We start from the raw sequence: 23699 nt of genomic DNA on the forward strand, positions 1-23699 counted from the left end.
CGGCCGACGTCAGCCCGCCGGCGGCGCCGTGCTCTCGCGCACGACGAGGTTCGTCGCGAGGTCCATGCGAGGGGTCGTCGTGGGCTGATCGCCGCTCAGGCGGATCGCGAGCCGCGCGGCCTCCTCGCCCATGCGTCGGAGCGGCTGGTGCACGGTCGTGAGCGGTGGGCTCACCCACGGCGCGAGGGTGATGTCGTCGTAGCCGACGATCGAGAGGTCGCGGGGCACCGACAAGCCGGCGTCGCGGGCAGCATCGATGGCGCCGAGGGCCTGCAGGTCGCTGCCGGCGAAGATCGCGGTCGGCCGGCGGTCGGCGGGCAGGGCGAGCAACTCCCGCGCACGATCTCGGCCCCCGCCCACCTCGAAGTTGCCGTAGCCGACCCAGGCGGGGTCGATCGCGAGGCCGGCGGAGTTCATCGCGCTGCGGTAGCCGTCGAGCCTGGCGAGCGAGCACATCATGTCCTCCGGCCCGGTGACGGCGGCGATGCGCCGGTGCCCGAGCTCGATCAGGTGACGCGTCGCGGCGAGGCCGCCCGACCAGTTCGCCGAGCCGACGCTCGGCACGTCGGGCGACGGATCGCCGGCGGGGTCGACGATGACGTAGGAGATGGCCCGTGCCCGCAGCCGTTCGCGGTATTCGGGCGAGAGCTCGGAGAAGACGAGCACGACGCCGACCGGGCGTCGCCGGATGACGCCCTCGATCCAGTCGGGAGCCGGTGCATGGCGATCACCGCTCACGGTCAGCACGACACTCAGGCCGTGCTCCTTCGCGACAGCCTCCACGCCGCCGATGAGTTCCATCGACCAGATCGGGTCGAGGCCGTGGAAGACGAGCTCGAGCAGTTCGGGGCGGGATTCGGAGCGTGCTGGGCCGCGGCGCACGTACCCGCGTTCGCGCAGCACCTGCTCGACGCGTTCTCGCGTCGCGTCCGAGACATCGGTGCGACCGTTCAGCACCTTCGAGATCGTCGAGAGGCTCGTGCCGGTCTCGTCGGCGATCTCGGCGAGGGTGACGCGCTCGCTTGCGGCATCCGTCTTCATCTTTCGAAGCCTAATCACGAAAGTTGCGGCGCGAAAGTCTTGCGCGCGCTGTTCCTGCGGTTTATGTTGTATCTGCCAACAAATCATCGATGACGCTGAAAGGCGGACCCTCCATGGCCAGCGCGCCCACCCGCGACGACAAGTTCTCATTCGGTCTCTGGACGGTCGGGTACAACGGCACCGACCCGTTCGGGGGCCCCACCCGCGAGCCCCTCGATGTCGTGCACGCCGTCGAGAAGCTCGCCGAGCTGGGCGCCTACGGACTCACGTTCCATGACGACGACCTCTTCGCGTTCGGGTCGAGCGACGCCGAGCGCCAGACGCAGATCGACCGGCTCAAGGGCGCACTCGCCGACACCGGTCTCATCGTTCCGATGGTGACGACCAACCTCTTCTCGGCCCCCGTCTTCAAGGACGGCGGCTTCACCGCCAACGACCGCGACGTGCGTCGCTACGCGCTCCGCAAGGTGTTCCGCCAGCTCGACCTCGGCGCCGAGCTCGGCGCCAGGACGTTCGTCATGTGGGGCGGCCGCGAGGGCGCCGAGTACGATTCGGCGAAGGACATCCGCCAGGCGCTCGAGCGCTACCGCGAGGCCGTCGACCTGCTCGGCGACTACGTCGTCGACCAGGGCTACGACATCCGCTTCGCGATCGAACCCAAGCCGAACGAACCCCGCGGCGACATCCTGCTGCCGACACTCGGCCACGCGATCGCCTTCATCGATTCACTCGCGCGTCCCGAGCTCGTGGGCCTCAACCCCGAGGTGGGCCACGAGCAGATGGCCGGCCTCAACTTCGCCGCCGGCATCGCCCAGGCCCTGTACCACGGCAAGCTCTTCCACATCGACCTCAACGGCCAGCGCGGCATCAAGTACGACCAGGACCTCGTGTTCGGCCACGGCGACCTGCACAACGCGTTCGCGCTCGTCGACCTGCTCGAGAACGGCGGCTCCGGCGGCGTCCCCGCCTACGAGGGTCCGCGCCACTTCGACTACAAGCCGAGCCGCACCGAAGACGAGAAGGGCGTGTGGGAGTCGGCCGCGGCGAACATGCGCACGTATCTCCTGCTGAAGGAGCGCGCCGCGGCATTCCGCGCCGACCCCGAGGTGCAGGAGGCGCTCGCGGCCGCGCGGGTCGACGAGCTGTCGGTGCCGACCCTGAACCCGGGCGAGAGCTACGCCGACTTCCTCGCCGACCGGTCGGCGTACGAGGACTTCGACGCGAACGCCTACCTGGGCGGCAAGGGCGGCGGTTTCGTGCGTCTGCAGCAACTCGCCACCGAGCACCTGCTCGGCGCGCGCTAGAGCTCGCGAGGCGAACGGTCATGCCACTCGTCCTCGGGGTCGACTCGTCGACCCAGTCGTGCAAGGTCGTCGTCGTCGACGCCGACACGGGCAGCGTCGTGCGCTCGGGTCGTGCCGCCCACCCCGACGGCACCTCCGTCGACCCCGAGGCCTGGTGGCTCGCGATGCAGGCCGCGATCGTCGAGGCCGGCGGCCTCGACGATGTCGCGGCCTGGTCGATCGGCGGGCAGCAGCACGGCCTCGTCGCCCTCGATGCGTCCGGCGAGGTCGTGCGCGACGCCCTGCTCTGGAACGACGTGCGCTCGGCCGGGGCCGCCGAGGACCTGATCGCCGAGTTCGGCGCCGCCCGCCTCGCGACGCGGTCCGGCCTCGTGCCGGTCGCCTCGTTCACGATCACGAAGCTGCGCTGGCTGCGCGATCACGAGCCGGCGAACGCGTCTCGGGTCGCCGCGGTCGCGCTGCCGCACGACTGGCTGACGTGGCGGCTGCGCGGCTTCGGTCCGGCTCGGACCTCGCCCCGCGGCCCGGTGCTCGACGAGCTCGTCACCGACCGTTCGGATGCCTCGGGCACCGGCTACTGGAACCCCGCGACCGGCGCGTACGACCGCGAGCTGCTCATCGCGGCGCTCGGCCACGACGTGGTGCTCCCACGGGTGCTCGGGCCGTTCGGGTCGACGACCGATGCGTCGGGCCGCCGGGTCGGTGCCGGTGCCGGTGACAACGCCGGCGCAGCCCTCGGCCTCGGCGCAGAGCCCGGTGATGCGATCGTCTCCATCGGCACGTCGGGCACGGTGTCCGCGATCAGCCGCGAGCCGATCTTCGATGCCTCGGGCACGGTGGCGGGCTTCGCCGACGCGACCGGCAACTTCCTGCCCCTCGTCGCGACCCTGAATGCGGCGCGCGTGCTCGACGTGACCGCGTCGCTGCTCGGCGTCTCGCACGAGGAGTTCGGGGTGCTCGCCCTCGAAGCGACGCCCGGCTCGGGCGGTCTCACCATGCTGCCGTACTTCGAGGGCGAGCGCACTCCGAACCTGCCCGACGCGACCGCGTCGCTCACCGGCATGACCCTCGCCTCGACGACTCGTCCGAACCTCGCGAGGGCCGCCGTCGAGGGCATGCTGGGCGGGCTCGGCGCCGGCCTCGATGCCCTGCGCGCCCTCGGCATCCCGCTCGAACGGGCCCTGCTCATCGGCGGCGGCGCGCAGTCGGAGGCCGTGCGGCGGATCGCTCCGGCCGTCCTCGGCCTTCCGGTCGAGGTGCCCGCTCCCGGCGAGTACGTCGCCCTCGGTGCCGCGCGCCAAGCCGTGCTCGCGCTCGAGGCTGCGGCCGTCGCGTAGTGGCACTCCCCCGACGTCAGCGCGACGCGAGCAGCCCCGCCAGCCAGCGACCGCTGTCCTTCACGATGCGCTGCTGCGTGTCGTAGTCGACGCGCACGATGCCGAACCGCTTCGAGTATCCGTAGCCCCATTCGAAGTTGTCGAGCAGCGACCAGACGAGGTACCCGCGCAGGTCGACCCCGCGATCCATGGCGCGCCGTGCCGCCGCGAAGTGCCGTTGCAGGTAGTCGACGCGCTCGGCGTCGTGCACGCGCGGCCCGTCTGGCCCGTCGGACACGACGTCGGCGAACGCCGCCCCGTTCTCGGTGATCATGAGCGGCAGCCCCGGGAACCGCTCGCCGAGCGACACCAGCAGGTCTTCGAGACCGTCGGGCGCGATGTTCCACCCCATGTCGGTGTACGGGCCGGCCTGGGGCAGGAACGCGACGTGCTCGCTGCCGGGCCACGGCGTGCCGCCGACGTCCTTGTGCCCGTCGTTGCGGCTGCGCTCACCCTCGCCGTCCCACATCGCGACGGTGACGGTCGAGTAGTAGTTGACGCCGAGCACGTCGAGCGGCTGGTGCACGAGCGCGAGGTCGCCGTCGCGCACGAACGACCAGTCGGTGACCCCGGCGGTGTCGGCGACGAGGTCGTCGTCGTACCGGCCGAGCAGCATCGGGCTCGTGAAGGCGCGGTTGGCGAGGGCGTCGATGCGACGGGTCGCCTCGGCGTCGCCGCCCCGGATCACGTGGAAGTTCAGGGTCACCGACACGTCGGGGTCGTTCGAGGCGCGACGCCGGATCTCGGGCACGGCGAGCCCGTGCGCGAGGTTCAGGTGGTGTACCGCGGCGAGCGCGGCGGCCCCGTCGGTGCGACCCGGCGCGTGGGCGCCCGACCCGTAGCCGAGGTAGGCCGAGCACCATGGCTCGTTGAGCGTGGTCCACGTGTGCACCCGGTCGCCGAGCGCCTCGACGGCGTGCCCCGCGTAGTCGGCGAAGCGCAGCGCGGTGTCGCGGTTCACCCAGCCTCCGGCGTCTTCGAGCTCCTGCGGCAGGTCCCAGTGGTAGAGCGTCGCGATGGGTCGGATGCCCCGGGCGAGCAGCCCGTCGACGAGGCGCGAGTAGAAGTCGACGCCGGCCGGGTTCGGCCGGTCGCCGGCGCCGGGCAGCAGGCGCGACCACGAGATCGAGAACCGGTACGCCTCGAGCCCGAGCGATGCCATGAGGTCGAGGTCGGCGTCGAGCCGGTGGTAGTGGTCGCATGCGACGTCGCCGGTGTCGCCGTTCCAGGTGCGGCCGGGGGTGCGGCTGAACGTGTCCCAGATCGACGGCGTGCGGCCGTCCTCGTCGGCGGCGCCCTCGATCTGGTACGACGCGGTCGCAGAACCGATCACGAACCCGCGCGGGAACTCGAGACGTCCGTGGTCACGGGGCGCTGCACTGGTCACGGCGCTCATCCTCGCACCTCTCGGAGCCGGCGACGATGCCGGCCGTCACGTTCCGTCAGCCGAGCGCGGCGATGCGCCACCCGGCGACGTGGGCGGCGCCGGGCTCGAGCACGACGAGGTCGACGCCCGAGTTGAAGGCGTCGGGCGGGCAGGTCATCGGCTCGACCGCGAGGCCGATGCGGTGCGTCGCGTCGGCACCGGGCGTGTCGGCGGTGTGCACCTGCACCCACGGGCAGTCGGCGCCCCACGCCATCTCGACGCCGGTGCCGCCCGGTGCCATGAGCACGACCCGGTAAGGGGATGCCTCGGCGCCGGCGCCGATCGCCGCGTCGATCGCGCCACCCGGCGATGCCGCGAGCCCCGTGAACGCGTGGTCGATGAACGTCGGCCCGATGGCCCGCGGAGCACGGAAGTCGAAGCCCTGCACCTCGGCGGGCTCGACCGCGAGCGGGCTGAGGCGGTCGGGCGTCACCGTCAGCACCTCGGCGGCGGGCAGCTCGAGCGTCCAGTCGTCGACCCGTCCCGGTCCCGCGATGAGGTACGGGTGCGGGCCGGTGCCCCACGGCGCCGCGTCGGGCCCGAGGTTGCGGCCGGTGACGGTCTGGCCGAGGCCCGCCGCATCGACCCGGTACTCGACCTCCACCTCGACGCGGAACGGGTATCCCGCCTGCGGCTCGATGACCGCGGCGAGCACGACCCGATCGTGCTCGACGACGCGCGGCGCGAAGTCGAGCCAGGCGGCGAGTCCGTGCAGGGCCTGCCCGCGGGCGGGCTCGGTCAGCGGCAGCTGGAGCTCGTCGCCGGCGAACGCGTACCGCCCGTCGACGATGCGGTTCGGCCAGGGTGCGAGCGTCGCTCCCCGGTAGCCGGGCCGCACCTCGTCGGCGTCGAACGGCACGACGAGGTCGCGGCCGTCGAAGCGCAGCGTGCGCAGGCTCGCGCCGACGCTCGCGATCTCTGCGGCGTACCCGTGCGCGGCGATCCCGAACTGCCGCCCCGATCGGGGCACCGTCGTGGCCGCGAGCGCCGGCCGCGAGGCATCCGTCATCTCAGAGCCCCTGCGCCAGGCGGTAGTACGCCTGGTTCCAGCGCACCTGGTGGGCGAACCCCTCCCGCGTGGTCTGCTCGTCGATCACGAGCAGCTCGAGCTCGGCCATCTCGGCGAAGTCGCGGAAGACCTCGATGCCGACCGCGTTCGACATGACGGTGTGGTGCGCGGCGCCCGCCGTGAGCCACGCGGCGGCGCTCGTCGCGAAGTCGGGTGCGGGCTTCCAGACGGCACGGCCGACCGGCAGCTTCGGCAGTGCCTCGCGCGGCGCGACGTTCTCGACGACGTTGGCCGTCAGGCGGAAGCGGTCGCGCAGGTCGCTCATCGCGACGACGACGGCGGGGCCGGGGTCGGCGGTGAAGACGAGACGCACCGGGTCGTCCTTGCCGCCGATGCCGAGCGGGTGCACCTCGAGCGAGGGCTTCGCGGTCGTGAGCGACGGCGAGACCTCGAGCATGTGCGCGCCGAGGATGAGCTCGTCGCCCGGCGTGAGGTCGTAGGTGTAGTCCTCCATGAGGCTCGCACCGCCCGGGAGACCTGCGCCCATGACGTTCGCGATGCGCACGAGCACTGCGGTCTTCCAGTCGCCCTCGGCACCGAAGCCGTAGCCCTCGGCCATGAGGCGCTGCACCGCGAGGCCGGGAAGCTGCTTCAGCTCGCCGAGGTCCTCGAAGCTCGTCGTGAAGGCGCCGAAGCCGCCCTCCTCGAGGAACGAGCGCAGGCCCAGCTCGATGGCCGCTCCGTCGCGCAGCGACGCGTGGCGGTCACCGCCGCGGCGCAGTTCGGGCGCGACGTCGTAGAGCTCCTCGTACTCGGCGACGAGCGCGTCGACGTCGGCCTCGGTCGCCGCGGCGACCGCCGCGGCGAGCTCGTTGACGCCCCACGTGTTGACCTGCACGCCGAGCCGCAGCTCGGCCTCGGTCTTGTCGCCCTCGGTGACGGCGACGTAGCGCATGTTGTCGCCGAACCGGGCGAGCTTCAGGTCGCGGCTCGCGGCGAGGCCGGCGGCGGCGCGCTGCCACGTGCCGAGCTCGCGCTGCACGGCCGGGTCGGAGGCGTGCCCGACGATCGTCTTGCGCGGCACGCCGAGCCTCGTCTGGATGTACCCGAACTCGCGGTCGCCGTGCGCCGCCTGGTTGAGGTTCATGAAGTCGAAGTCGATGTCGGCCCACGGCAGTTCGACGTTCGCCTGCGTGTGCAGGTGGGCGAGCGGCTTGCGCAGGGCGTCGAGACCGGCGATCCACATCTTGGCGGGGCTGAACGTGTGCATCCAGGCCACGAGCCCGATCACGCGGTCGTCGGCGTTCGCCTCGAGCGCGGTGCGCTTGATCGCGGCCGAGTCGGTGAGCACGGGCTTCCAGACGACTCGCACCGGCACGTCGGACGCCTCGTCGAGCTGCGCGGCGATCGCGCGGGACTGCTCGGCGACCTGCGCGAGCGTCTCGGGCCCGTAGAGGTGCTGGCTGCCGGTGAGGAACCACACCTCGTAGCCGTCGAGCGAGGTGGAGAGCTTGGTGCGGGTCATGTCGTTCCTTCTGGCCTGGTCGGCCGGGGTCTGGTCCGCGGCGGGGCCGTGACGGCCCCGCCGCGGAAGAGGTGGCGCGCCGCGGCCACCAAGCCGACTACTTCTGTTTCGTCGACTCGTCTTCGGGGGTCGGGGTGGTCGTGGGGGCGAGCGCCGCGACGGCCGCGGCTTCCGCGACGAGGCCCGCACGGTACCGCTCGAGGTAGGCGGCGAAGCCCGCGACGTCGGATGCCTCCGGCTCGACGACCTCGACGGCCGACCCCGCGAACACCCGGTGGTCGAGGTACGCGCCGAGCGAGGCATCCCGCTCGTCGTCAGTGCCGTGGCCGCGCTCGCGCAGGTACGCGGCGAGCACCGCGATGCCCCACGCACCGCCCTCGGCGGCCGTCTCGCCGACCGCGACCGGGGCATCGAGCGCCCCGGCGAGCAAGCGCTGCGCCACCCCGGCCGTGCGGAAGATGCCGCCGTGGCCGAACATGCGGTCGAGCTCGACGCCCTCGGCGGAGAGCACGCGCATGCCGAGCGCGAGCGTGCCGTACACGCCGTAGAGCTGCGCGCGCATGAGGTTCGCGAGCGTGAGCCGGCTGTCGGGCGTGCGCACGACCATCGGCCGGCCCTCGTCGAGCCCCGCGATCGGCTCGCCCGCGAGCGTGTTGTAGGCGAGCAGTCCGCCGGCGTCGGGCTCGCCCGCGAGCGCCTCGCCGAAGAGCACCTCGAAGACCGCGTCGCGCGCGAGCGGCGCGCCGTCGCGGGTCGCGCCGGCCGCTTCGGCGAAGCGCTCGAAGACGCCCGCCCACGCCGCCAGCTCGGAGGCGCCGTTGTTGCAGTGCACCATCGCGACGGGATCGCCCGCGGGGGTCGTCACCAGGTCGATCTCGTGGTGCGCGCTCGCGAGCGGCCGCTCGAGCACGACCATCGCGAAGATGCTCGTGCCGGCGCTCACGTTGCCCGTGCGCGGTGCGACCGAGTTCGTCGCGACCATGCCCGTGCCCGCGTCGCCCTCGGGCGGGCAGAGCGGCGCGCCCGGTCGCAGCTCGCCCGTCGGGTCGAGCAGCATCGCCCCCTCGGCGGTGAGCTCGCCGGCGTGCTCGCCCGCGCCGAGCACCTCGGGCAGCAGCTCGGCGACCCGCGTACCCGGCCGACGGCCCTCGGCGAGTGCGTCGTAGCGCACGAGGAGGTCGGGGTCGTAACCGCCTGTGGCGGAATCGATCGGGAACATCCCCGAGGCGTCGCCGATTCCCAGCACCTTCCGGCCGGTGAGCCGCCAGTGCACGTAACCGGCGAGGGTGGTCAGGAAGTCGAGCCGCTCGACGTGCGGCTCGGCGTCGATGACCGCCTGGTGCAGGTGCGCGATCGACCAGCGCAGCGGGATGTTGAGGCCGAACGCCGTGCTCAGCTCGGCGGCGGCCGGCCCGGTCGAGGTGTTGCGCCAGGTACGGAACGGCACGAGCAGCCCGCCCTGCTCGTCGAACGCGAGGTAGCCGTGCATCATCGCCGAGACGCCGATCGCGCCGAAGGTCGTCGGCCGCACGCCGTGACGTCGCTCGGCGTCGGCGACGAGTTCCGCGTAGGCGGCGGCGAGACCCGACCAGACCGACTCGAGCGAGTAGCTCCAGCGACGATCCTCGGTGAACTCGTTCTCCCACTCGTGCGAGCCCGTCGCGAGCACCGTGGTGGGGTCGTCGGCGTCGACGAGGCAGGCCTTGATGCGGGTCGAGCCGAGTTCGATGCCGAGCGCGGTGCGCGCCTCGAGGATGGTCGACGGCGAGGCATCCGTGCTCATCGGCGCACCTCGCCGGGCTGACCGTAGACGTGCTGGTAGCGCGCGAAGAGGCGGTCGATCGACTCCTGCGGGAGCGGGACGAGCGGCCCCGCCTCCCGGGCGTGGTGCACCGTGCGCGCGACGTCCTCGAGCATGACGGCGGCCTTGACCGCGTCCTTCGCGTCGGAGCCGATCGTGAACGGCCCGTGGTTCTGCATGAGCACCGCACGCGAGCGGTGGCCGGTGAGGGTCTCGACGATGCCGCGGCCGATCGAGTCGTCGCCGATGATCGCGAACGGACCGACCGGCACCGGGCCGCCGAACTCGTCGGCCATCGCGGTGATCACGCACGGGATCTCCTCGCCGCGTGCCGCCCAGGCGACGGCGAAGGTCGAGTGGGTGTGCACCACTCCCCCGACGTCGGGCATGTTGCGGTAGACGTAGGCGTGCGCGGCCGTGTCGCTCGAGGGGCTGCGGTCGCTGCCCGGCGTGCCGGGCACGATCTCGCCGTCGAGGTTGCACAGGATCATGTTCTCGGGCGAGAGCTCGTCGTACGCGACCCCCGAGGGCTTGATGACGAAGAGGTCGGCTCCCGGCACCCGGCCGGACACGTTGCCGCCCGTCCAGACGACGAGGCCGTAGCGCACGAGTTCGCCGTGCAGGCGCGCGACCTCGTCGCGGACACGACTGATCGCGGTCTCGACCTCTGGTTCGTAGTGCCTCGATGCACTCATGCGGGTCGACTCCTCTGTTCTGGCCGGACCACCGGGGGTCCCGGCCGGTCTCAACGAGCGGCCATGTTTCGAGACCACCGCACCGAGCCAGCGGCCGTGACCGGTCACTGTGACCGGTCACGGAACAGTGAACCATGAACCGGTGAGCGCGTCAACCCGCTCCGGTTCGTCGCTCAGCGGGGCGGTGCTGCGACCGAGCGGCGAACCATGAGCTCGGGAACGAGCGGCTCGCGGGGCACCTCATCCGCCCCCTCGGCCGCACCGATGAGGGCGTGCACGGCCCGGCGGGCGAGCTCCTCGAAGTCCTGCCGCACGGTCGTGAGGGGAGGCGAGTAGTACGCGGCGTCGGGCACGTCGTCGAAGCCGACCACGCTTATCGCGGCCGGCACGTCGATGCCGGCCTCACGCAGCCCGCTGAGGAGCCCGAGCGCCATCTGGTCGTTCGCGACGAAGACCGCGGTGACTCCGGAGGCGAGCACCGCGCCAGCGGCATCCGCCCCCGAGCGCGCGGTCCAGTCTCCGGCGAACCGGGGTCCGGTCTCGAGCCCGCGTGCGGCGAGCTCCGCCACGAAGCCCGCGGCACGGGACTCGGCCTCGAGCCAGTTCGATGGGCCCGCGAGGTGCGCGATGCGGCGGTGCCCGGCATCGGCGAGGCATGCGACCGCGAGTCGAGCACCGGCCACCTGGTCGACCGAGAAGCTGTTCGGCTCGTGCCCGGCCGAGTGCAGGGTGACGATCGGGATGCCCGCGTCGAGCGATTCGATCATCTCGAGCGCGCCCCTCGTCGGCGCGACCACGACGAGCCCTTCGACCGACTGCGCCTGCAGGTGCTGCACCGCGGCGGCGACCTGGCCGGGGTCGTCCGATTCGGCGAAGACGGCGCTGACCCAGTAGCCCGCGGCCCGAGCCGCCTGCTCGACCGCCGCGATGCTGCGCGATGGGCCGTACTGCAGTGCGTCCGAGGCGAGTACGCCGATGGTACGCGACCGGTTCGTGCCGAGCGCGCGGGCGGCGTTGTTCATGCGGTACCCGAGCTCGCGCATGGCGTCGAGCACCCGCTGCTTCGTCTCGTCGGCGACATCGGGATGGTCGTTCAGCACACGCGACACGGTCTGCCGCGACACACCGGCGCGGGAGGCCACCTCGCGCACGCCGACCGGGCGGGCACGCGCGCGGTCGGCGCCGGATACCTCGGGGCTCGCCTCGCTCACCGCATCACACCTCCACCGCCCGAGTGTACGGCGGGCGGGGCCGGGCATGCGGCGGGCAGACCCGAGTGCGCGGCGGCGAGACCGCGCGTGCCGCCGCGGAGGCAGCCGCGCACACGGGCGACCGGCCGCTCACGCGAATGCGGCGAGGGCGAGGACGGCGCCGGTGACGGTGAGGGGCGCCACGACGAGTCCGAGCGCAGCGAATCTCAGCCACGAGATCTGGACGCCCATCGCGACCAGCCGGTGGTGCCACAGGAGCGTCGCCAGCGATGCCCATGGCGTGATCAGTGCGCCGGCGTTCACTCCGATGAGGAGGGCCGCGGTGCGCAACGGGCTGTCGGCGAACGGCTCGAGCGCGAGGTAGGCCGGAAGGTTGTCGAACGCATTCGCGCTCAATCCTGCGACCCCGGCGAGGCGCAGGAGCTCGATCGGGCCTTCCCCGCCGCCGGCGAGCGAGGCGAGGACCTCGGTGAGACGGAGCTCATGGGCGGCCTCCATGGCGAGGAAGAGCCCGGCGACGAACACCACGAGCCGCCAGGGCACCAGCGCGGGGCGGACCACGGCCGGTCGGCGCACGAGGAAGACGACCACCAGGACCGCTGCGGCGGCGGTCGCCGGAATCCACACCTCGACGCCCGACACGAGCAAGGGGACGAGCAGGACGAGCACGATCGACGCGATCGTCAGGAGCACGCGGTCTCGGGGCGGTGCGGGCTCGTCGGGCACGAACCGAGTGTTGAGCTGCCTCCGACGCGTGGCGAGGAGGAACCCGGCGGGCACGAGGATCCCGACGAGGGTCGGGGCCCACATGAGCGCCGCGAATCCGATCGGGTGCAGTTCGAGGCGCTGGGCGGCGAGCAGGTTGGTGAGGTTCGACACCGGGAGCAGGAGCGAGGTCGTGTTCGCGAGCCAGACGGTCGTCAGCGCGAACGGGATGGGCGAGATGCGGGCGTGCGCCGCGACCGCGACGACGACGGGCGTCAGCAGGACGGCCGTCGTGTCGAGCGAGAGGAAGATCGTCGACGCGGTGGCGGCCGCGACCACGAGCAGCCACAGCACGATCGCCCGGCCGCGGGCGAATCGGGCGAGCCGCTGCGCCATCGCACGGAAGACCCCGGCCTCGGCCGCGAGTTCCGCGACGATCGTCATCGCGACGACGAAACCCAGGATGGGCGCCGATCGAACGGCGAGTGCGCCGACTGCGTCGAGTGGGAGGACACCGCCGACCATCGCCGCGATTCCGAGGACGACGAGAACGACCCCCACGACTGCAATCCGCACGAGGAGAGGGTAGCCGACTCCCGGAGCGGCGCCCGCCACCGCCTTGGGCGGCCGAAGGTCCGCCTCGTCGACGGTCGCGTCGGCGACGGTCGCGTCGTCGACGGTCGCGTCGGCGACGGGCACGCGCGAACGGGCCGGACCGCCGGGGCCCGGCCCGTTCGCGTGCGATCAGCCGCGAGGTTTCGAGGGCGGCGTGGCCGGAGTCGCCCGCGCGACGCGCGGGCTCGCCACGACCGGCTCGGATGCCTCGGAGGTGCCGTGCTCATTGGTCGCCGTCACCACGACGGTGTAGTCGACGCCGTTGCGCAGGCCGCTGAGGGTCGCGGCCGGCTCCGTGGTCTCGACGACGACGGGCACCGCCTGCTTCGACTTGCCACCGGTGACCACGGGTGTCGCCGTCACGCGGTACGAGGTGATCTCCGAGTGGCCGTCGCTCGCGGGCGCCTGCCAGGTCACCTTCGCACTGGCATCGCCGGAGACGACGGCGACAGCCTGCGGCGCGGTGGGCGCCGTCGGCTGCAGGGCCGCGAACGCCCAGTTGTCGACCTCGACGAGGTCGGTGTCGGCGTCGAGGCCGTCGGGAGCGGCGAACACGAAGAACACGTCGTGGGTGCCGCTCGCGCCGTCGACGTCGGCCGTCACCGTGGTCCACTCGCCGACCTCGCCCTCGACGGGGATCTCGGCGACGACCTGGCCGTCGGCGTCGTCGAGGCGCACCTGGATGCTCCCGCCCTCGACCAGCGGCTTGACCTCGGCCGACACCGAGGTGGCTCCTGAGCCGAAGTCGACGCCCGAGAGGCCGGCGAAGTCGCCGTCGTCGATCCGCGACAGCACCATGTTGCCGTTGCCGTTGTGCTCCGGGAACTCGGCCGAGGGGACGTCGGTCTTGGCCGTGCCGATGCCGAGCTGCCAGGCGAGGGTCTCGGCCTCGAACGTGCGGTACGGGTCGAAGGCCTCGACCTGCTCCACCCCTGCGCGGGTGCCCGTGATCGGCTTGATCGTGCCGTCGGCGTTGAACTCGAGCTTGTCGATGTGCACCGAGCGGTAGCCCTGGGTCGCACCCGGGGTGCCGAGCGCAGCGGCCCACGCCGCCCCGCGCGTCTGCGCGTGGTAGGTGAAGTACGTCTCGCCCTTGTAGGTGAACATGTCCGAGTGGTTGTTGCCGCCGTTGCCCGCCCCGAAGAACGTGCCCTGGTTCTGGAACGCGACGCCGGCGTACTTCGCGGCGGGCAGGTCCATCGGGTCGTCCGTCATCATGTAGGCGATGGCGCCCCGAGAGGGGTACTGCCCCGGCACCTCGTTCACCTGGAAGTTCGACGAGTACGAGTAGTAGTACTTGTCGCCGTGCTTGAACATGCTCGAGGCCTCGAACATGCCGGGTCCGTCGATCTCGACCGGGTCGCCGTCGAGGGTGACCATGTCGTCCTTCAGCTTCGCCACGCGGGTCGACTTCGGGTTCTGCGGCCCCTGGATGTTCGGCGCGGTGCCGATCTGCGAGTTCCCGCCGAAGTACAGGTAGCCCTGCCCGTCGTCGTCGATGAAGACCTCGGGGTCGAAGAGCCACATGCCGGCCGGGAACCCGCCGCTCGCGATGTAGTCCTGCGAGACGGTGTCGGGGATGATCTTCTTGCCGAGCGGGTCGGTCCACGGCCCGAGCGGCGAGCCGCCGACGACCACCGCGGTGCCGGTTCCGCTGTCGCAGAAGTAGAGGTAGACCTTGCCGTCCTTCTCGATCGCCGCCGGAGCCCAGGAGTTGCGGGCCCACGGGGCGGCGCCGCCCTCACGGGCGACCGGGACGGCGCCGTGGTCGACCCAGTTGACCATGTCGCTCGTCGACATGACGTTCAGCCGGGTGATGCCGCCGTAGCCGTTCGACTGCGTCGGCAGGCCGTTCGCGTCCTTGCTGTTGAGCTCGTACTGCTGGGTGTCGTCGGTCGAGTAGATGTAGAGCCGCCCGTTGTACACGAGGTGGTGCGGGTCTGCGCCGAACTTGTGGCCGACCAGCGGGTTGTGGTCGCCGACCGGCTTCGTCTGCACCTTCTCGAGGCTCGTGTACTCCGGAGCCGGCGGGGCATCGGCGATCTTGATCAGCGAGACGTCGTCGACCTTGAAGTCCTGCAGCGCGTTCGCTCCCCACGGCGTCTCGACGAAGAGCCAGTTCGCCGCGGCATGCTTCGCCTCCGCCGTGAACTCGCGCGAGAAGGTGCCCCACTCGCCGCGGGTGAAGCTCTGGCCGTAGTCGGCGCAGCCGTTGAAGTTCGAGGGGCAGAAGGTGAAGTTGAACTGCTGGGTGTCGTTGCCCTGCTCGTACTTCAGCTTGCCGCTCATGCGGTAGGTCGCCCCGACCTCGAGCTTGCCCGTGACGTCGGCGAACGGACCCGACTGCGTGTTGGCGCGGCCGGTGACCTGCAGGGAGTTGGCACCGCTCGCGGCATCCGTGCTGAGCGCGAGCGTGCCGCCGCGCACGCTGCTCCACCCCGTGAAGCCGTCGACGAAGCGACCGTCGGGAAGAAGATTGCCCGCGACGGCGGGCGGCTCTTCGATCGCCGGTCCTGACCCGCCCTCGGTCGTGAGCGACACGTCGTCGATGACGAACGTCTGGATGTCGGTGTTCCACGGGGTTTCGACGAAGAGGATGTCGTAGTCGGCCGAGAGGGGCGTGAACGCCTTCTCGATGGTGGTCCACTGGCCCGCCGTCACCGCCGCGGAGGCCACGACGTCGCAGCGGCTCCGCGATGCCGTGCAGAGCACGACGTTGAAGTTCTGGGATGCCCGCCCGGCGTCGAACTTGACGGCGAGGCTCAGATCGTAGGACCTGTCGGTCTCGAGCAGGCCGGTGACCGTCGCCGCAGGGCCGGACTGGAAGCTCGTCCGTCCGCTGATGGCGAGCGCCTTCGCACCCGACTTGGCGTCGTCGCTCTCCGAGAGCGTCCCGCCGAGCGGGGCCGACCATCCGACGATGCCGGTCTCGAACGTACCGTTCTCGATGATGTCCGTCGTTGCGCCGTATGCGCCGCCTCCCACGCTGAGCACGGAGGCGACCAGGGCGCCGATGCCGAGCGTCGCGGCGAACGCCCGGGCAGGGCGGCCGCGTCCGCGGCCCGCGAGTCGTTCATGTCGTTTCACGTCTTGTCTCCTTTGATTCGATCGCGATGAGCTCCGCCCGCCTCGCGCTGCGGACGCCGGAACACCGGCGCGACGCAACGTCTGGACACGATGGCAGAGCTCGATGGAGCTGCCGGCGGCAGTCGGTTCGCGTGAACCGACTGCGGCCGGCCCCAATCGGGCTTGTGGGTGTGCGGGGAGGTGCCGTCGACGAGATCGCCGGGAACCGAGCGTGTCGGCTACGTCCGCCGGCGCATGAGCACGAGGCGCTGCAGGAGCACGAACACGAGCAGGATGCCGCCGGTGATGATCGTCGTCATCTCGGGCGGGATGCCGCCGTCGCGGGTGATGAGCACGTTCATCAGCCCGAGCACGAGGGCTCCGACGACCGAGCCCAGCACGTAGCCGTAGCCGCCCGTGAGCAGTGTGCCGCCGATGACGGTCGCGGCGATCGCGTCGAGCTCCCACCCGATGCCGGTGATGTTCTGCGCGATGCCGAGGCGCGAGGTGTACACGACCGCCGAGACGCCCGCGAGCGTCCCGCTGATGACGTACACGAGCACCTTCGTGCGCGGCACCGCGAGGCCCATGAGCGACGACGAGCTCTCCGAGCCGCCGATCGCGTAGACGGTGCGGCCCGTGCGGGTGCGGTGGAGCACGAAGAACGCGACGATGACGACCAGCACGGCGATGATGACGCCCGGCGTGATGACGACGTCGTTCACCTTCTCGCCGTCGATGACCTTGAGCTGCTCGCCGAGCCAGAGGATCGGCGAGTCGTCGGCGAGCCGCTCGGGCCTCGTGCTGAGCAGCGATGCGAGGCCGCGCCCCAGGAACATCATGGCGAGCGTCGCGATGAACGGCTGCACGTTGAAGTACTGGATGAGGATGCCGCTCGCGAGGCCGAACGCGGTGCCGATGAGGATCATCAGCACGATCACGACCCACGGGTTCCATCCCGCGTTCGAGAGCATGACGCCTGCGACGCTCGACAGCGCGATCACCGAGCCGACCGACAGGTCGATGCCGCCGGTGAGGATCACGAACGTCATCGCCACCGCGAGGATGATGAGGTGCGCGTTGTTGATGAGCAGGTTCGACAGGGTGTTGTACTGCACGATGCGCCCGTAGGCCACCTCGCCGTAGATCACCATGCCGATGAAGATCACGATGGCCGCGGCCGTCGGCAGCACCGACGGGTTCGACGCGACGACGCGCTTCACGCGTTCCCACAGTCGCGAGTGCGGGGATGCCTCGACCTGGGGCTCGAGGCGGGGGGACTGCAGTGCGGTCATGCCGACACCTCTTCTCTCGCGGTGACGGCGTTCGGAACCGGTCGTTCCTTCGGAGGCTTCCGACGCTGCACGAACCAGCCGCGCACCCGGTCGGACTGCAGCAGGCAGAGCACGACGATGACGATCGCCTTGAACGCCGGCGTCGCCGACGACGAGACGCCGAGGAAGACGACGGTCTTGTCGAGCGTCGCGATGAGCAGGGCGCCGACCACTGCGCCGCCGATCGAGAACTTGCCGCCCGACAGGGACGTGCCGCCGATGACGACCGCGAGGATCGCGTCGAGCTCCATCTGGTAGCCGGTTCGCGAGACGTCCACCGTCATCACGGTGCCGACCGACATGATGCCGGCGATACCGGCGAGCACGGCGCTCAGCACGTAGACGGTCAGCAGCAGTCCGCTCGGTCGGATGCCGGCCATGCGGCTCGCCTTGGGGTTGATGCCGATCGCCTCGATCATGAGGCCGAGGGCGCTGCGGCGGACCACGAGCCCGACGAGCCCGACGATCGCGAGTGCGAGGAGGAACACCACGGGGAGGCCGACGATGAAGCCGTTCGCGAGCCAGCGGAACGGATCGTTCGTCGCCGACGTGTTCTGCCCCTCCGTGATCACCTTCGCGATGCCCCGCCCTGCGAGCATCATGATGAGGGTCGAGATGAACGGCTGCAGGCCGATGTAGGCGACGAGCACGCCGTTCACGACGCCGAGCACGGCGCTCACGGCGAGCGCGAGCCCGATGGCGCCGAGGGCGACGCCGAGGGAACCCGACTGTCCGGCGTCCTTCATGAACACCATCGCGACCGCGCCGGAGACCGCCATCACCGATCCGACCGAGAGGTCGATGCCACCGGTGGCGATCACGAGCGACATGCCCACCGCGATCATGAGGATCGGCGCCGAGGCGCGGAGGATGTCGACGAGGTTGCCGACCAGGTTGCCGTTGTCGGGGTTGACCGAGATCGCCAGGTACGTCGGGTCCTTCATGACGTTGAGCAGCAGGAGGGCGATGATCGCCACCACGCCCCAGAAGAACGGCTTGCGCACGAGGTCGTGCAGCCAGGTGGATCGAGCGGCGGTGCTCATGAGTGTTCCTCCGTCAGCTCGGGCAGTTGCCCGTCGTCGGTCGAGGCGGTCGGGTGCGCGTCGTCCTCGGCATCGATGATGCCACTGCGAGCGGCGGCGTCGACCCCGTGCGCGGCGATGACGTCGACGACCTGTTGCGCCGTCACGTCGGGGCCGTTCACGATCTCGCCGATCTTCTGGTGATCCTTCAGGACCACGATGCGTTCGCTGAGTCGCACGACCTCTTCGAGCTCCGAGGAGATGAACACGACCGAGACGCCGTCTTCGGCGAGCCGGGCGACGGCCTCCTGGATCTCGGCCTTCGCGCCGACGTCGATGCCCCGCGTGGGCTCGTCGAGGATGAGCAGGTCGGGCTTCGTGGCGAGCCACCGGCCGAGCAGCACCTTCTGCTGGTTGCCGCCCGAGAGGTTCTTGATGAGGCGGTTCGGGTCGGCGGGCCGCACGTTGAGCGCGCTGACGTACCGGTCGACGATCTCGTCCTGCTCCTTGCGCGACATCGGGCGCGCCCAGCCGCGCTCGGCCTGCACCGCGAGGATCATGTTCTCGCGGATCGTGAGATCGCCGATGATGCCCTCATCGCGCCGGTTCTCGGTCGAGAAGGCGATGCGCCTGCCGAGGCCGTCGGCGGGATTCTTGATGTCGACGTGCTCGCCCCGCAGCGTGATGGAGCCCTCGTCGAGGCGGTCCGCGCCGTAGAGCAGTCGGGCGAGCTCGGTGCGGCCCGACCCGAGGAGGCCTGCGAACCCGACGACCTCGCCGGGGTGGATGTCGAGGTCGGTCGGTTCGATCGAACCGCGACGGCCGATCCCCTTCGCTGCGAGCAGCGGCTCCTCCGCCGCGTAGTCGCGCTCCTCGACGCGGCGGTTGCCGCCGAGAGAGGAGAGCACGTTCAGGTCCTTGCCGATCATCGTCGAGATGAGTGCGTGCCGGTCGAGCTCTCGCGCGAGGTACTCGCCCTCGTAGCGGCCGTTGCGCAGGATCGTGATGCGATCGCTGATCGCGTAGACCTGATCGAGGAAGTGCGAGACGAAGAGGATGGCGACGCCCTCGTCGCGCAGGGTCCGCATGACGCGGAACAGGCCCTCGACCTCTGCCGCGTCGAGGCTCGAGGTCGGCTCGTCGAGGATGAGGACCTTCGCCTTGATCGCCATCGCGCGGCTGATCGCGACGAGCTGCTGCATGGCGATGGACAGCGTGGAGAGGGGCTTGTGGGTGTCGAGGTGCCCGAGTCCGAGCCGGGCGAGCGCCTCGGTCGCGGCCGTGTGGGTGGCCTTCCAGTTGACGCCGAACGTGCCGCGCACCTCGTGCCCGAGCATGACGTTCTCGCCGATCGTGAGGTTGGTGACCAGGTTCACCTCCTGGTACACGGTCGAGATGCCCGCATGCTGCGCATCCGCCGTGCCGTTGAACTGGCGTTCCTGGCCGGCGACGACGATCGAACCGCCGTCGATCCGGTAGACGCCCGTGAGCGCCTTGATGAGCGTCGACTTGCCGGCGCCGTTCTCGCCCATCAGCGCATGGACTTCGCCCTGGAAGAGGCGGAAGTCGACCCCGTCCAGCGCTTTGACGCCCGGGAACTCGATCGAGATGTCGCGCATCTCGACGATGGGCAGTGCTTCAGTCATTACGTTCGCATCCTGTACCCGGCCGCAGCGGCCGACGTCTCGGTGGGCAGCGGTGCGGGGCCGCCATCGGGCTGACCCCGCACCGCATGTGCAGCGCGCCGAGGGAGACGGCGCCGTCGGCTGGTCAGTACTTGCGGTCGGCGAGGACGGCCTGGGCCGCCTCGGGCGAGTCGAACGCCTCGCTCGGCACGATGATGTACGACTCGACCGAGTCGCCCGCGAGGGTCTTCTCCACGACGTCGAGCGCGGTCTCGCCGAACAGCGGGTTGTACTCGTGCACGTAGCTCAGCTGGCCGTTCGCGAGCGCTTCCATGGCCGCGGCGGTGCCGTCGATCGTGGCGATCTTGACGTCGACGCCGGGCTTCAGGCCGGCCTCTTCGACGGCCTGCGCAGCGCCGAGGCCCATCTCGTCGTTCTGCGCGAAGATCAGCTGGATGTCGTTGCCGTTCGCCTTGAGCAGCGTCTCGGTGACGCTCTTGCCCTCCTCGGCCGACCAGTTGGCGGTCTGCGCGGCGACCTCGACGAGCTTCGAGCCGTCGACCGAGGCGTCCCAGCCCTCGTTGCGCTCGTTCACGACGCCGACGCCGGCCGGGCCCTCGAGCGTGATGTAGTTGCCGCCGTCCGGGAACGTCTCGACCGCCCAGGCGCCGACCTCCTTCGCGACCTCGACGTTGTCCGGTGCGATGCGGGTCACGTACAGGCTCGTGTCGTCGGGCTCGATGCCGCGGTCGAGCAGGATCACGGGGATCTCGGCTTCCTGTGCGCGGGAGAGCGAGTCCTCCCAGCCGGACGCCTCGGTGGCCGAGAGCAGGATGACGTCGACGCCCTCGTCGACGAACGACGTGAACGCGTCGATCTGCGACTTCTGGTCGAGGTTGGTGGCCGGAGCGTACTTCAGGTCGAAGCCGGCGTCCTTCGTGAACGTCTCCTGGATGTTCTTCTCGTTGGCTTCGCGCCACGCCCCTTCGGGGCCGACGGCGACGAAGCCGACGGTGGTGAGGTCGTCGTCGCCGGCCTCCGCGCTGCCGCCGCCGCTCGAGCAGGCCGCGAGGCCGATGCTGATCGCGCCGACGGCCGCCAGGCCGAGGAACTTCGTGAATCGCCTCTGAACTGACATGAGATCTCCTCCTTGAGACCCGGCACCGATGCGCCGGCTAGCTCCCCGCTCGCGCGGGATTTCGAGTGATTGCAGCGACGCTCGATGCGTGGCCACGCGGCGATGTTACCGGGAACAGAAACGTCCGCGCAATACAAAATGTTCCCGGGAACATAACGTTCTGGACACACGTCGGAAATCGAGCGGCAGGCTGGGGTTACGCGTCGTCGTCGGTGTCGGCCGCGATCATCTCGATGATCGTGTCGACGCTGAGCCCCGGGCCGTTGCTCACCTCGCCGATCTTGCGGCGGTCCTTGAGGATCACGATGCGATCGCTCAACCGCACCACCTCGTCGAGCTCGGACGAGATGAAGACGACGGCGACCCCCTCGCGCGCCAGCTCGGCGACGACGGCCTGGAGCTCGACCTTCGCCGCGATGTCGACACCGCGGGTCGGTTCGTCGAGCACGAGCACGTGCGGCCGCGTGGCGAGCCATCTCGCGAGCAGCACCTTCTGCTGGTTGCCGCCCGAGAGCTGCCGCGCGGGCGCATCCGGCCCCGGGGCGACGATGGCGAGCGACTCCATGAACCGATCGACGAGCGCATCCCGCTCCGCGCGCGAGATCGGCCTCGCCCAGCCGCGGATGCCCTGCAGCGCGAGGATGATGTTCTCGCGCACGCTGAGCTCTTCGATGATGCCGCCGTCCCGGCGGTCCTCGCTCGCGAACGCGACACGGCGGCGAAGGGCCGCTGCCGGGTTGGGCAGGGCGGCCTCCCGCCCGTCCACGCGGATCGTGCCCGAGTCCCGCCGGACGACCCCCGCGAGCAGCTGCCCGAGCTCGCTGCGACCGGAGCCGCGCAGGCCGCCCAGTCCGACGATCTCACCCCGGTGCAGCTCGAGGTCGGTCGGCGCGAACTCGCCGCGCCGCCCGACGCCGGCTGCCTGGTAGAGGGGCTCCCCGGTCGGGTCGGCGCGGTGCGCGCGCCGCTCCGATCCGATGCGCCGCAACTCCGTGAGGTCCTTGCCGATCATCTTCGAGATCAGCACGGCGCGATCGAGCTCGCGTGTCGCGTACTCGCCCTGACCGCGCCCGTCGCGCAGCACGGTGATGCGATCGCTGATCGCATAGACCTGTTCGAGGAAGTGCGAGACGAACAGGATGGCCACGCCCTGGTCGCGCAGCCTGCGCAGCGCGCGGAAGAGCGTCGCGACCTCGTCGGCGTCGAGGCTCGACGTGGGTTCGTCGAGCACGAGCACCTTGGGGTGGGTCACCATCGCTCGCGCGATGGCGACGAGCTGCTGCATCGCCGGCGCGAGCGTCGCGACGGCGCTGCGCGGGTCGAGGCCCCCCAAGCCGAGTTCTTCGAGCACCGACACGGCACGCCGCCGGGTCGCGCCCCAGGCGATGCCGTACCAGCGGCGCTCCTCGTGGCCGATCATGACGTTCTCGGCGACGGAGAGGTTGACGCAGAGGTCGACGTCCTGGAACGCCGCGGCGATCCCGGCGGATTCCGCCGCACCGGGTCCGGCGAGCGAAACGCTCTCCCCCGCGATCCTCACTTCACCGCCGCCGATGCGGTACGCGCCGGTCAGCGCCTTGACGAGCGACGACTTGCCGGCGCCGTTGCCGCCCATGAGCGCATGCACTTCGCCCGGGTAGAGCCGCAGATCGACCTCATGCAGCACCGGCCTCCCCTCGATCTCTACCGTGACGCCGATCATCTCGACGACGGGCCGCTCGTCGGCGACCCGCGACGGCGAGGCATCCGTCGCGGTCATGTCGACCTCGGCGGCGCGGTCGACGACCGAACGACCAGTTCGCTCGCGATCTTCGAGCGCTGCGGTATCTCTCGCCCCTCGAGCGCAGCCCGGAGCACCTCCATCGCCTTGGTGCCGAGTGCGTGGAAGTCCTGCCTGACGGTCGTCAGCGGTGGGATGAAGTGGCGGGAGAACGGCAGGTCGTCGAAGCCGACGACGCTGACGTCGTCGGGCACGCGGATGCCGCGGTCGTGGAAGCCGTGCACGACCCCGAGCGCCATCTCGTCGTTCGCAACGAACATCGCGGTGTAGTCGGGCACCCCCTTCAGCCCGGCCGCGTACTCGTAGCCGAAGTCGGCCGTCCAGTCGCCGACGACGATCGGGCGCGCCTTGAGTCCCCATTCCTCGATGCGGGTGTGGAACGCACGCTCGCGGCCACGGGCGTCGAGCCAGTCGAGCGGGCCGGCGAGATGCAGGATGTCGCGGTGGCCGAGCGACACGAGGTGATCGACGGCGAGCATCGTTCCAAGCTGCTGGTCGACGCTGACCGTGAGGAAGGTCGGATCCTTCGCGGCCTTGACGACGAGCACCGGCACGTCGATCGAGATGCTGCGCAGCGCCGTCACCGACGAGGAGCGCGGGGCCACGACGCACAGCGCGTCGACGCCCTCCGCGATGAGGTGGCCGACGGCCGCCTCGGGGGTGAGGTTCGCGTCGTCCTGCATCGCGACGGAGGTCACGGAGTAGCCGCTCGACCGGGCCGCGAGCTCGAGTCCGCGCAACGTGCTCGTCGGCCCGAACTCGACCGCGCTGTCGACGATGACGCCGATGCGCTGGGTGCGCTGGGTCGCGAGGGCCCGGGCTGCGCTATTCGGCTTGAAATCGAGCTCGCGCACGACATCGAGCACGCGCTGGCGGGTCGACGGCCGAATCCCGGGATGCCCGTTGAGCACACGCGAGACCGTCATGTGCGATACCCCGGCGAGCGCGGCGACCTCGCGGATGCCGAGCTTCTCGGGGCGCTCACCTACCTCGATGCCGCTCACCACCGATCTCCTGCCTCGGGAG

The 23699-nt window shown here is 70.9% G+C and carries 17 protein-coding genes; 2 read left to right on the forward strand and 15 right to left on the reverse strand.

Annotation, left to right across the window (positions count from 1 at the left end; genetic code table 11):
* Positions 1-9: 9 nt before the first annotated feature.
* Entirely contained in the window at positions 10-1041 is a 1032-nt protein-coding gene (locus tag ACFWGP_RS00320; RefSeq protein WP_231428983.1) for a LacI family DNA-binding transcriptional regulator, read from the reverse strand.
* A 113-nt stretch (positions 1042-1154) separates the two neighbouring features.
* Here ACFWGP_RS00320 and xylA point away from each other — a divergent pair, with 113 nt between their 5' ends.
* Together xylA and ACFWGP_RS00330 are read left to right on the forward strand one after the other, a co-directional pair.
* Positions 1155-2345, forward strand: coding sequence for a xylose isomerase (xylA, locus tag ACFWGP_RS00325; protein ID WP_376929876.1), 1191 nt, complete (start codon positions 1155-1157; stop codon positions 2343-2345).
* Between the two features lie 20 nt (positions 2346-2365).
* Positions 2366-3682 (forward strand): xylulokinase, encoded by a 1317-nt coding sequence (locus ACFWGP_RS00330; RefSeq protein WP_275506055.1) that lies wholly within the window; start codon positions 2366-2368, stop codon positions 3680-3682.
* Positions 3683-3698: 16 nt separating this feature from the next.
* Here the strand turns inward: ACFWGP_RS00330 and ACFWGP_RS00335 are convergent, their stop codons facing one another.
* From ACFWGP_RS00335 to ACFWGP_RS00400, 14 genes are all read right to left on the reverse strand, one after another.
* Positions 3699-5117, reverse strand: a complete 1419-nt coding sequence (locus ACFWGP_RS00335) for a GH1 family beta-glucosidase (RefSeq protein ID WP_376929877.1) — start codon at positions 5115-5117, stop codon at positions 3699-3701.
* 46 nt (positions 5118-5163) lie between these two features.
* Positions 5164-6156 carry an aldose 1-epimerase family protein gene (locus ACFWGP_RS00340; protein ID WP_275506053.1) on the reverse strand — a complete coding sequence of 331 codons (993 nt, stop codon included), beginning with the start codon at positions 6154-6156 and terminating at the stop codon, positions 5164-5166.
* Position 6157: 1 nt separating this feature from the next.
* Entirely contained in the window at positions 6158-7681 is a 1524-nt protein-coding gene (gene araA, locus ACFWGP_RS00345) for an L-arabinose isomerase (RefSeq protein WP_376929878.1), read from the reverse strand.
* Positions 7682-7778: 97 nt separating this feature from the next.
* Positions 7779-9464, reverse strand: a complete 1686-nt coding sequence (locus ACFWGP_RS00350; protein WP_376929879.1) for a xylulokinase — start codon at positions 9462-9464, stop codon at positions 7779-7781.
* Positions 9461-10177 (reverse strand): L-ribulose-5-phosphate 4-epimerase, encoded by a 717-nt coding sequence (locus tag ACFWGP_RS00355; protein ID WP_376929880.1) that lies wholly within the window; start codon positions 10175-10177, stop codon positions 9461-9463. Before ACFWGP_RS00355 ends, ACFWGP_RS00350 begins: the two co-directional genes overlap by 4 nt.
* Before the next feature lie 173 nt (positions 10178-10350).
* Positions 10351-11388 carry a LacI family DNA-binding transcriptional regulator gene (locus ACFWGP_RS00360; protein ID WP_376929881.1) on the reverse strand — a complete coding sequence of 346 codons (1038 nt, stop codon included), beginning with the start codon at positions 11386-11388 and terminating at the stop codon, positions 10351-10353.
* Between the two features lie 129 nt (positions 11389-11517).
* On the reverse strand, positions 11518-12669 hold the full coding sequence (locus tag ACFWGP_RS00365) for an SLC13 family permease (protein WP_231432200.1): 1152 nt from the start codon (positions 12667-12669) through the stop codon (positions 11518-11520).
* 168 nt (positions 12670-12837) lie between these two features.
* Positions 12838-15795 carry a carbohydrate binding domain-containing protein gene (locus ACFWGP_RS00370; protein ID WP_376929882.1) on the reverse strand — a complete coding sequence of 986 codons (2958 nt, stop codon included), beginning with the start codon at positions 15793-15795 and terminating at the stop codon, positions 12838-12840.
* A 218-nt stretch (positions 15796-16013) separates the two neighbouring features.
* Positions 16014-17069, reverse strand: a complete 1056-nt coding sequence (locus ACFWGP_RS00375; protein WP_231428993.1) for an ABC transporter permease — start codon at positions 17067-17069, stop codon at positions 16014-16016.
* Complete coding sequence (locus tag ACFWGP_RS00380) at positions 17066-18151, reverse strand: ABC transporter permease (protein WP_376929883.1); 1086 nt, start codon at positions 18149-18151, stop codon at positions 17066-17068. The genes ACFWGP_RS00375 and ACFWGP_RS00380 overlap by 4 nt, the downstream gene beginning before the upstream one ends.
* On the reverse strand, positions 18148-19776 hold the full coding sequence (locus ACFWGP_RS00385; RefSeq protein WP_376929884.1) for a sugar ABC transporter ATP-binding protein: 1629 nt from the start codon (positions 19774-19776) through the stop codon (positions 18148-18150). Before ACFWGP_RS00385 ends, ACFWGP_RS00380 begins: the two co-directional genes overlap by 4 nt.
* A gap of 124 nt (positions 19777-19900) precedes the next feature.
* Positions 19901-20893, reverse strand: coding sequence for an ABC transporter substrate-binding protein (locus ACFWGP_RS00390; protein ID WP_231428996.1), 993 nt, complete (start codon positions 20891-20893; stop codon positions 19901-19903).
* 196 nt (positions 20894-21089) lie between these two features.
* Positions 21090-22652 (reverse strand): sugar ABC transporter ATP-binding protein, encoded by a 1563-nt coding sequence (locus ACFWGP_RS00395; RefSeq protein ID WP_376929885.1) that lies wholly within the window; start codon positions 22650-22652, stop codon positions 21090-21092.
* Complete coding sequence (locus ACFWGP_RS00400) at positions 22649-23677, reverse strand: LacI family DNA-binding transcriptional regulator (protein ID WP_231428998.1); 1029 nt, start codon at positions 23675-23677, stop codon at positions 22649-22651. The genes ACFWGP_RS00395 and ACFWGP_RS00400 overlap by 4 nt, the downstream gene beginning before the upstream one ends.
* Between the last annotated feature and the right edge of the window lie 22 nt (positions 23678-23699).

This window comes from Agromyces sp. NPDC127015 (genome assembly GCF_042725165.1).
GTDB lineage: Bacteria > Actinomycetota > Actinomycetes > Actinomycetales > Microbacteriaceae > Agromyces > Agromyces chromiiresistens.

Bases quoted from the DNA above. Each gene is read 5' to 3' on its own strand.
- araA (WP_376929878.1), bottom strand. From the start codon at position 7,681: ATGACCCGCACCAAGCTCTCCACCTCGCTCGACGGCTACGAGGTGTGG.
- ACFWGP_RS00380 (WP_376929883.1), bottom strand. From the start codon at position 18,151: ATGAGCACCGCCGCTCGATCCACCTGGCTGCACGACCTCGTGCGCAAG.
- ACFWGP_RS00355 (WP_376929880.1), bottom strand. From the start codon at position 10,177: ATGAGTGCATCGAGGCACTACGAACCAGAGGTCGAGACCGCGATCAGT.
- ACFWGP_RS00390 (WP_231428996.1), bottom strand. From the start codon at position 20,893: ATGTCAGTTCAGAGGCGATTCACGAAGTTCCTCGGCCTGGCGGCCGTC.
- ACFWGP_RS00385 (WP_376929884.1), bottom strand. From the start codon at position 19,776: ATGACTGAAGCACTGCCCATCGTCGAGATGCGCGACATCTCGATCGAG.
- ACFWGP_RS00340 (WP_275506053.1), bottom strand. From the start codon at position 6,156: ATGACGGATGCCTCGCGGCCGGCGCTCGCGGCCACGACGGTGCCCCGA.
- ACFWGP_RS00335 (WP_376929877.1), bottom strand. From the start codon at position 5,117: ATGAGCGCCGTGACCAGTGCAGCGCCCCGTGACCACGGACGTCTCGAG.
- ACFWGP_RS00330 (WP_275506055.1), top strand. From the start codon at position 2,366: ATGCCACTCGTCCTCGGGGTCGACTCGTCGACCCAGTCGTGCAAGGTC.
- ACFWGP_RS00320 (WP_231428983.1), bottom strand. From the start codon at position 1,041: ATGAAGACGGATGCCGCAAGCGAGCGCGTCACCCTCGCCGAGATCGCC.
- ACFWGP_RS00375 (WP_231428993.1), bottom strand. From the start codon at position 17,069: ATGACCGCACTGCAGTCCCCCCGCCTCGAGCCCCAGGTCGAGGCATCC.
- ACFWGP_RS00395 (WP_376929885.1), bottom strand. From the start codon at position 22,652: ATGACCGCGACGGATGCCTCGCCGTCGCGGGTCGCCGACGAGCGGCCC.
- ACFWGP_RS00350 (WP_376929879.1), bottom strand. From the start codon at position 9,464: ATGAGCACGGATGCCTCGCCGTCGACCATCCTCGAGGCGCGCACCGCG.
- xylA (WP_376929876.1), top strand. From the start codon at position 1,155: ATGGCCAGCGCGCCCACCCGCGACGACAAGTTCTCATTCGGTCTCTGG.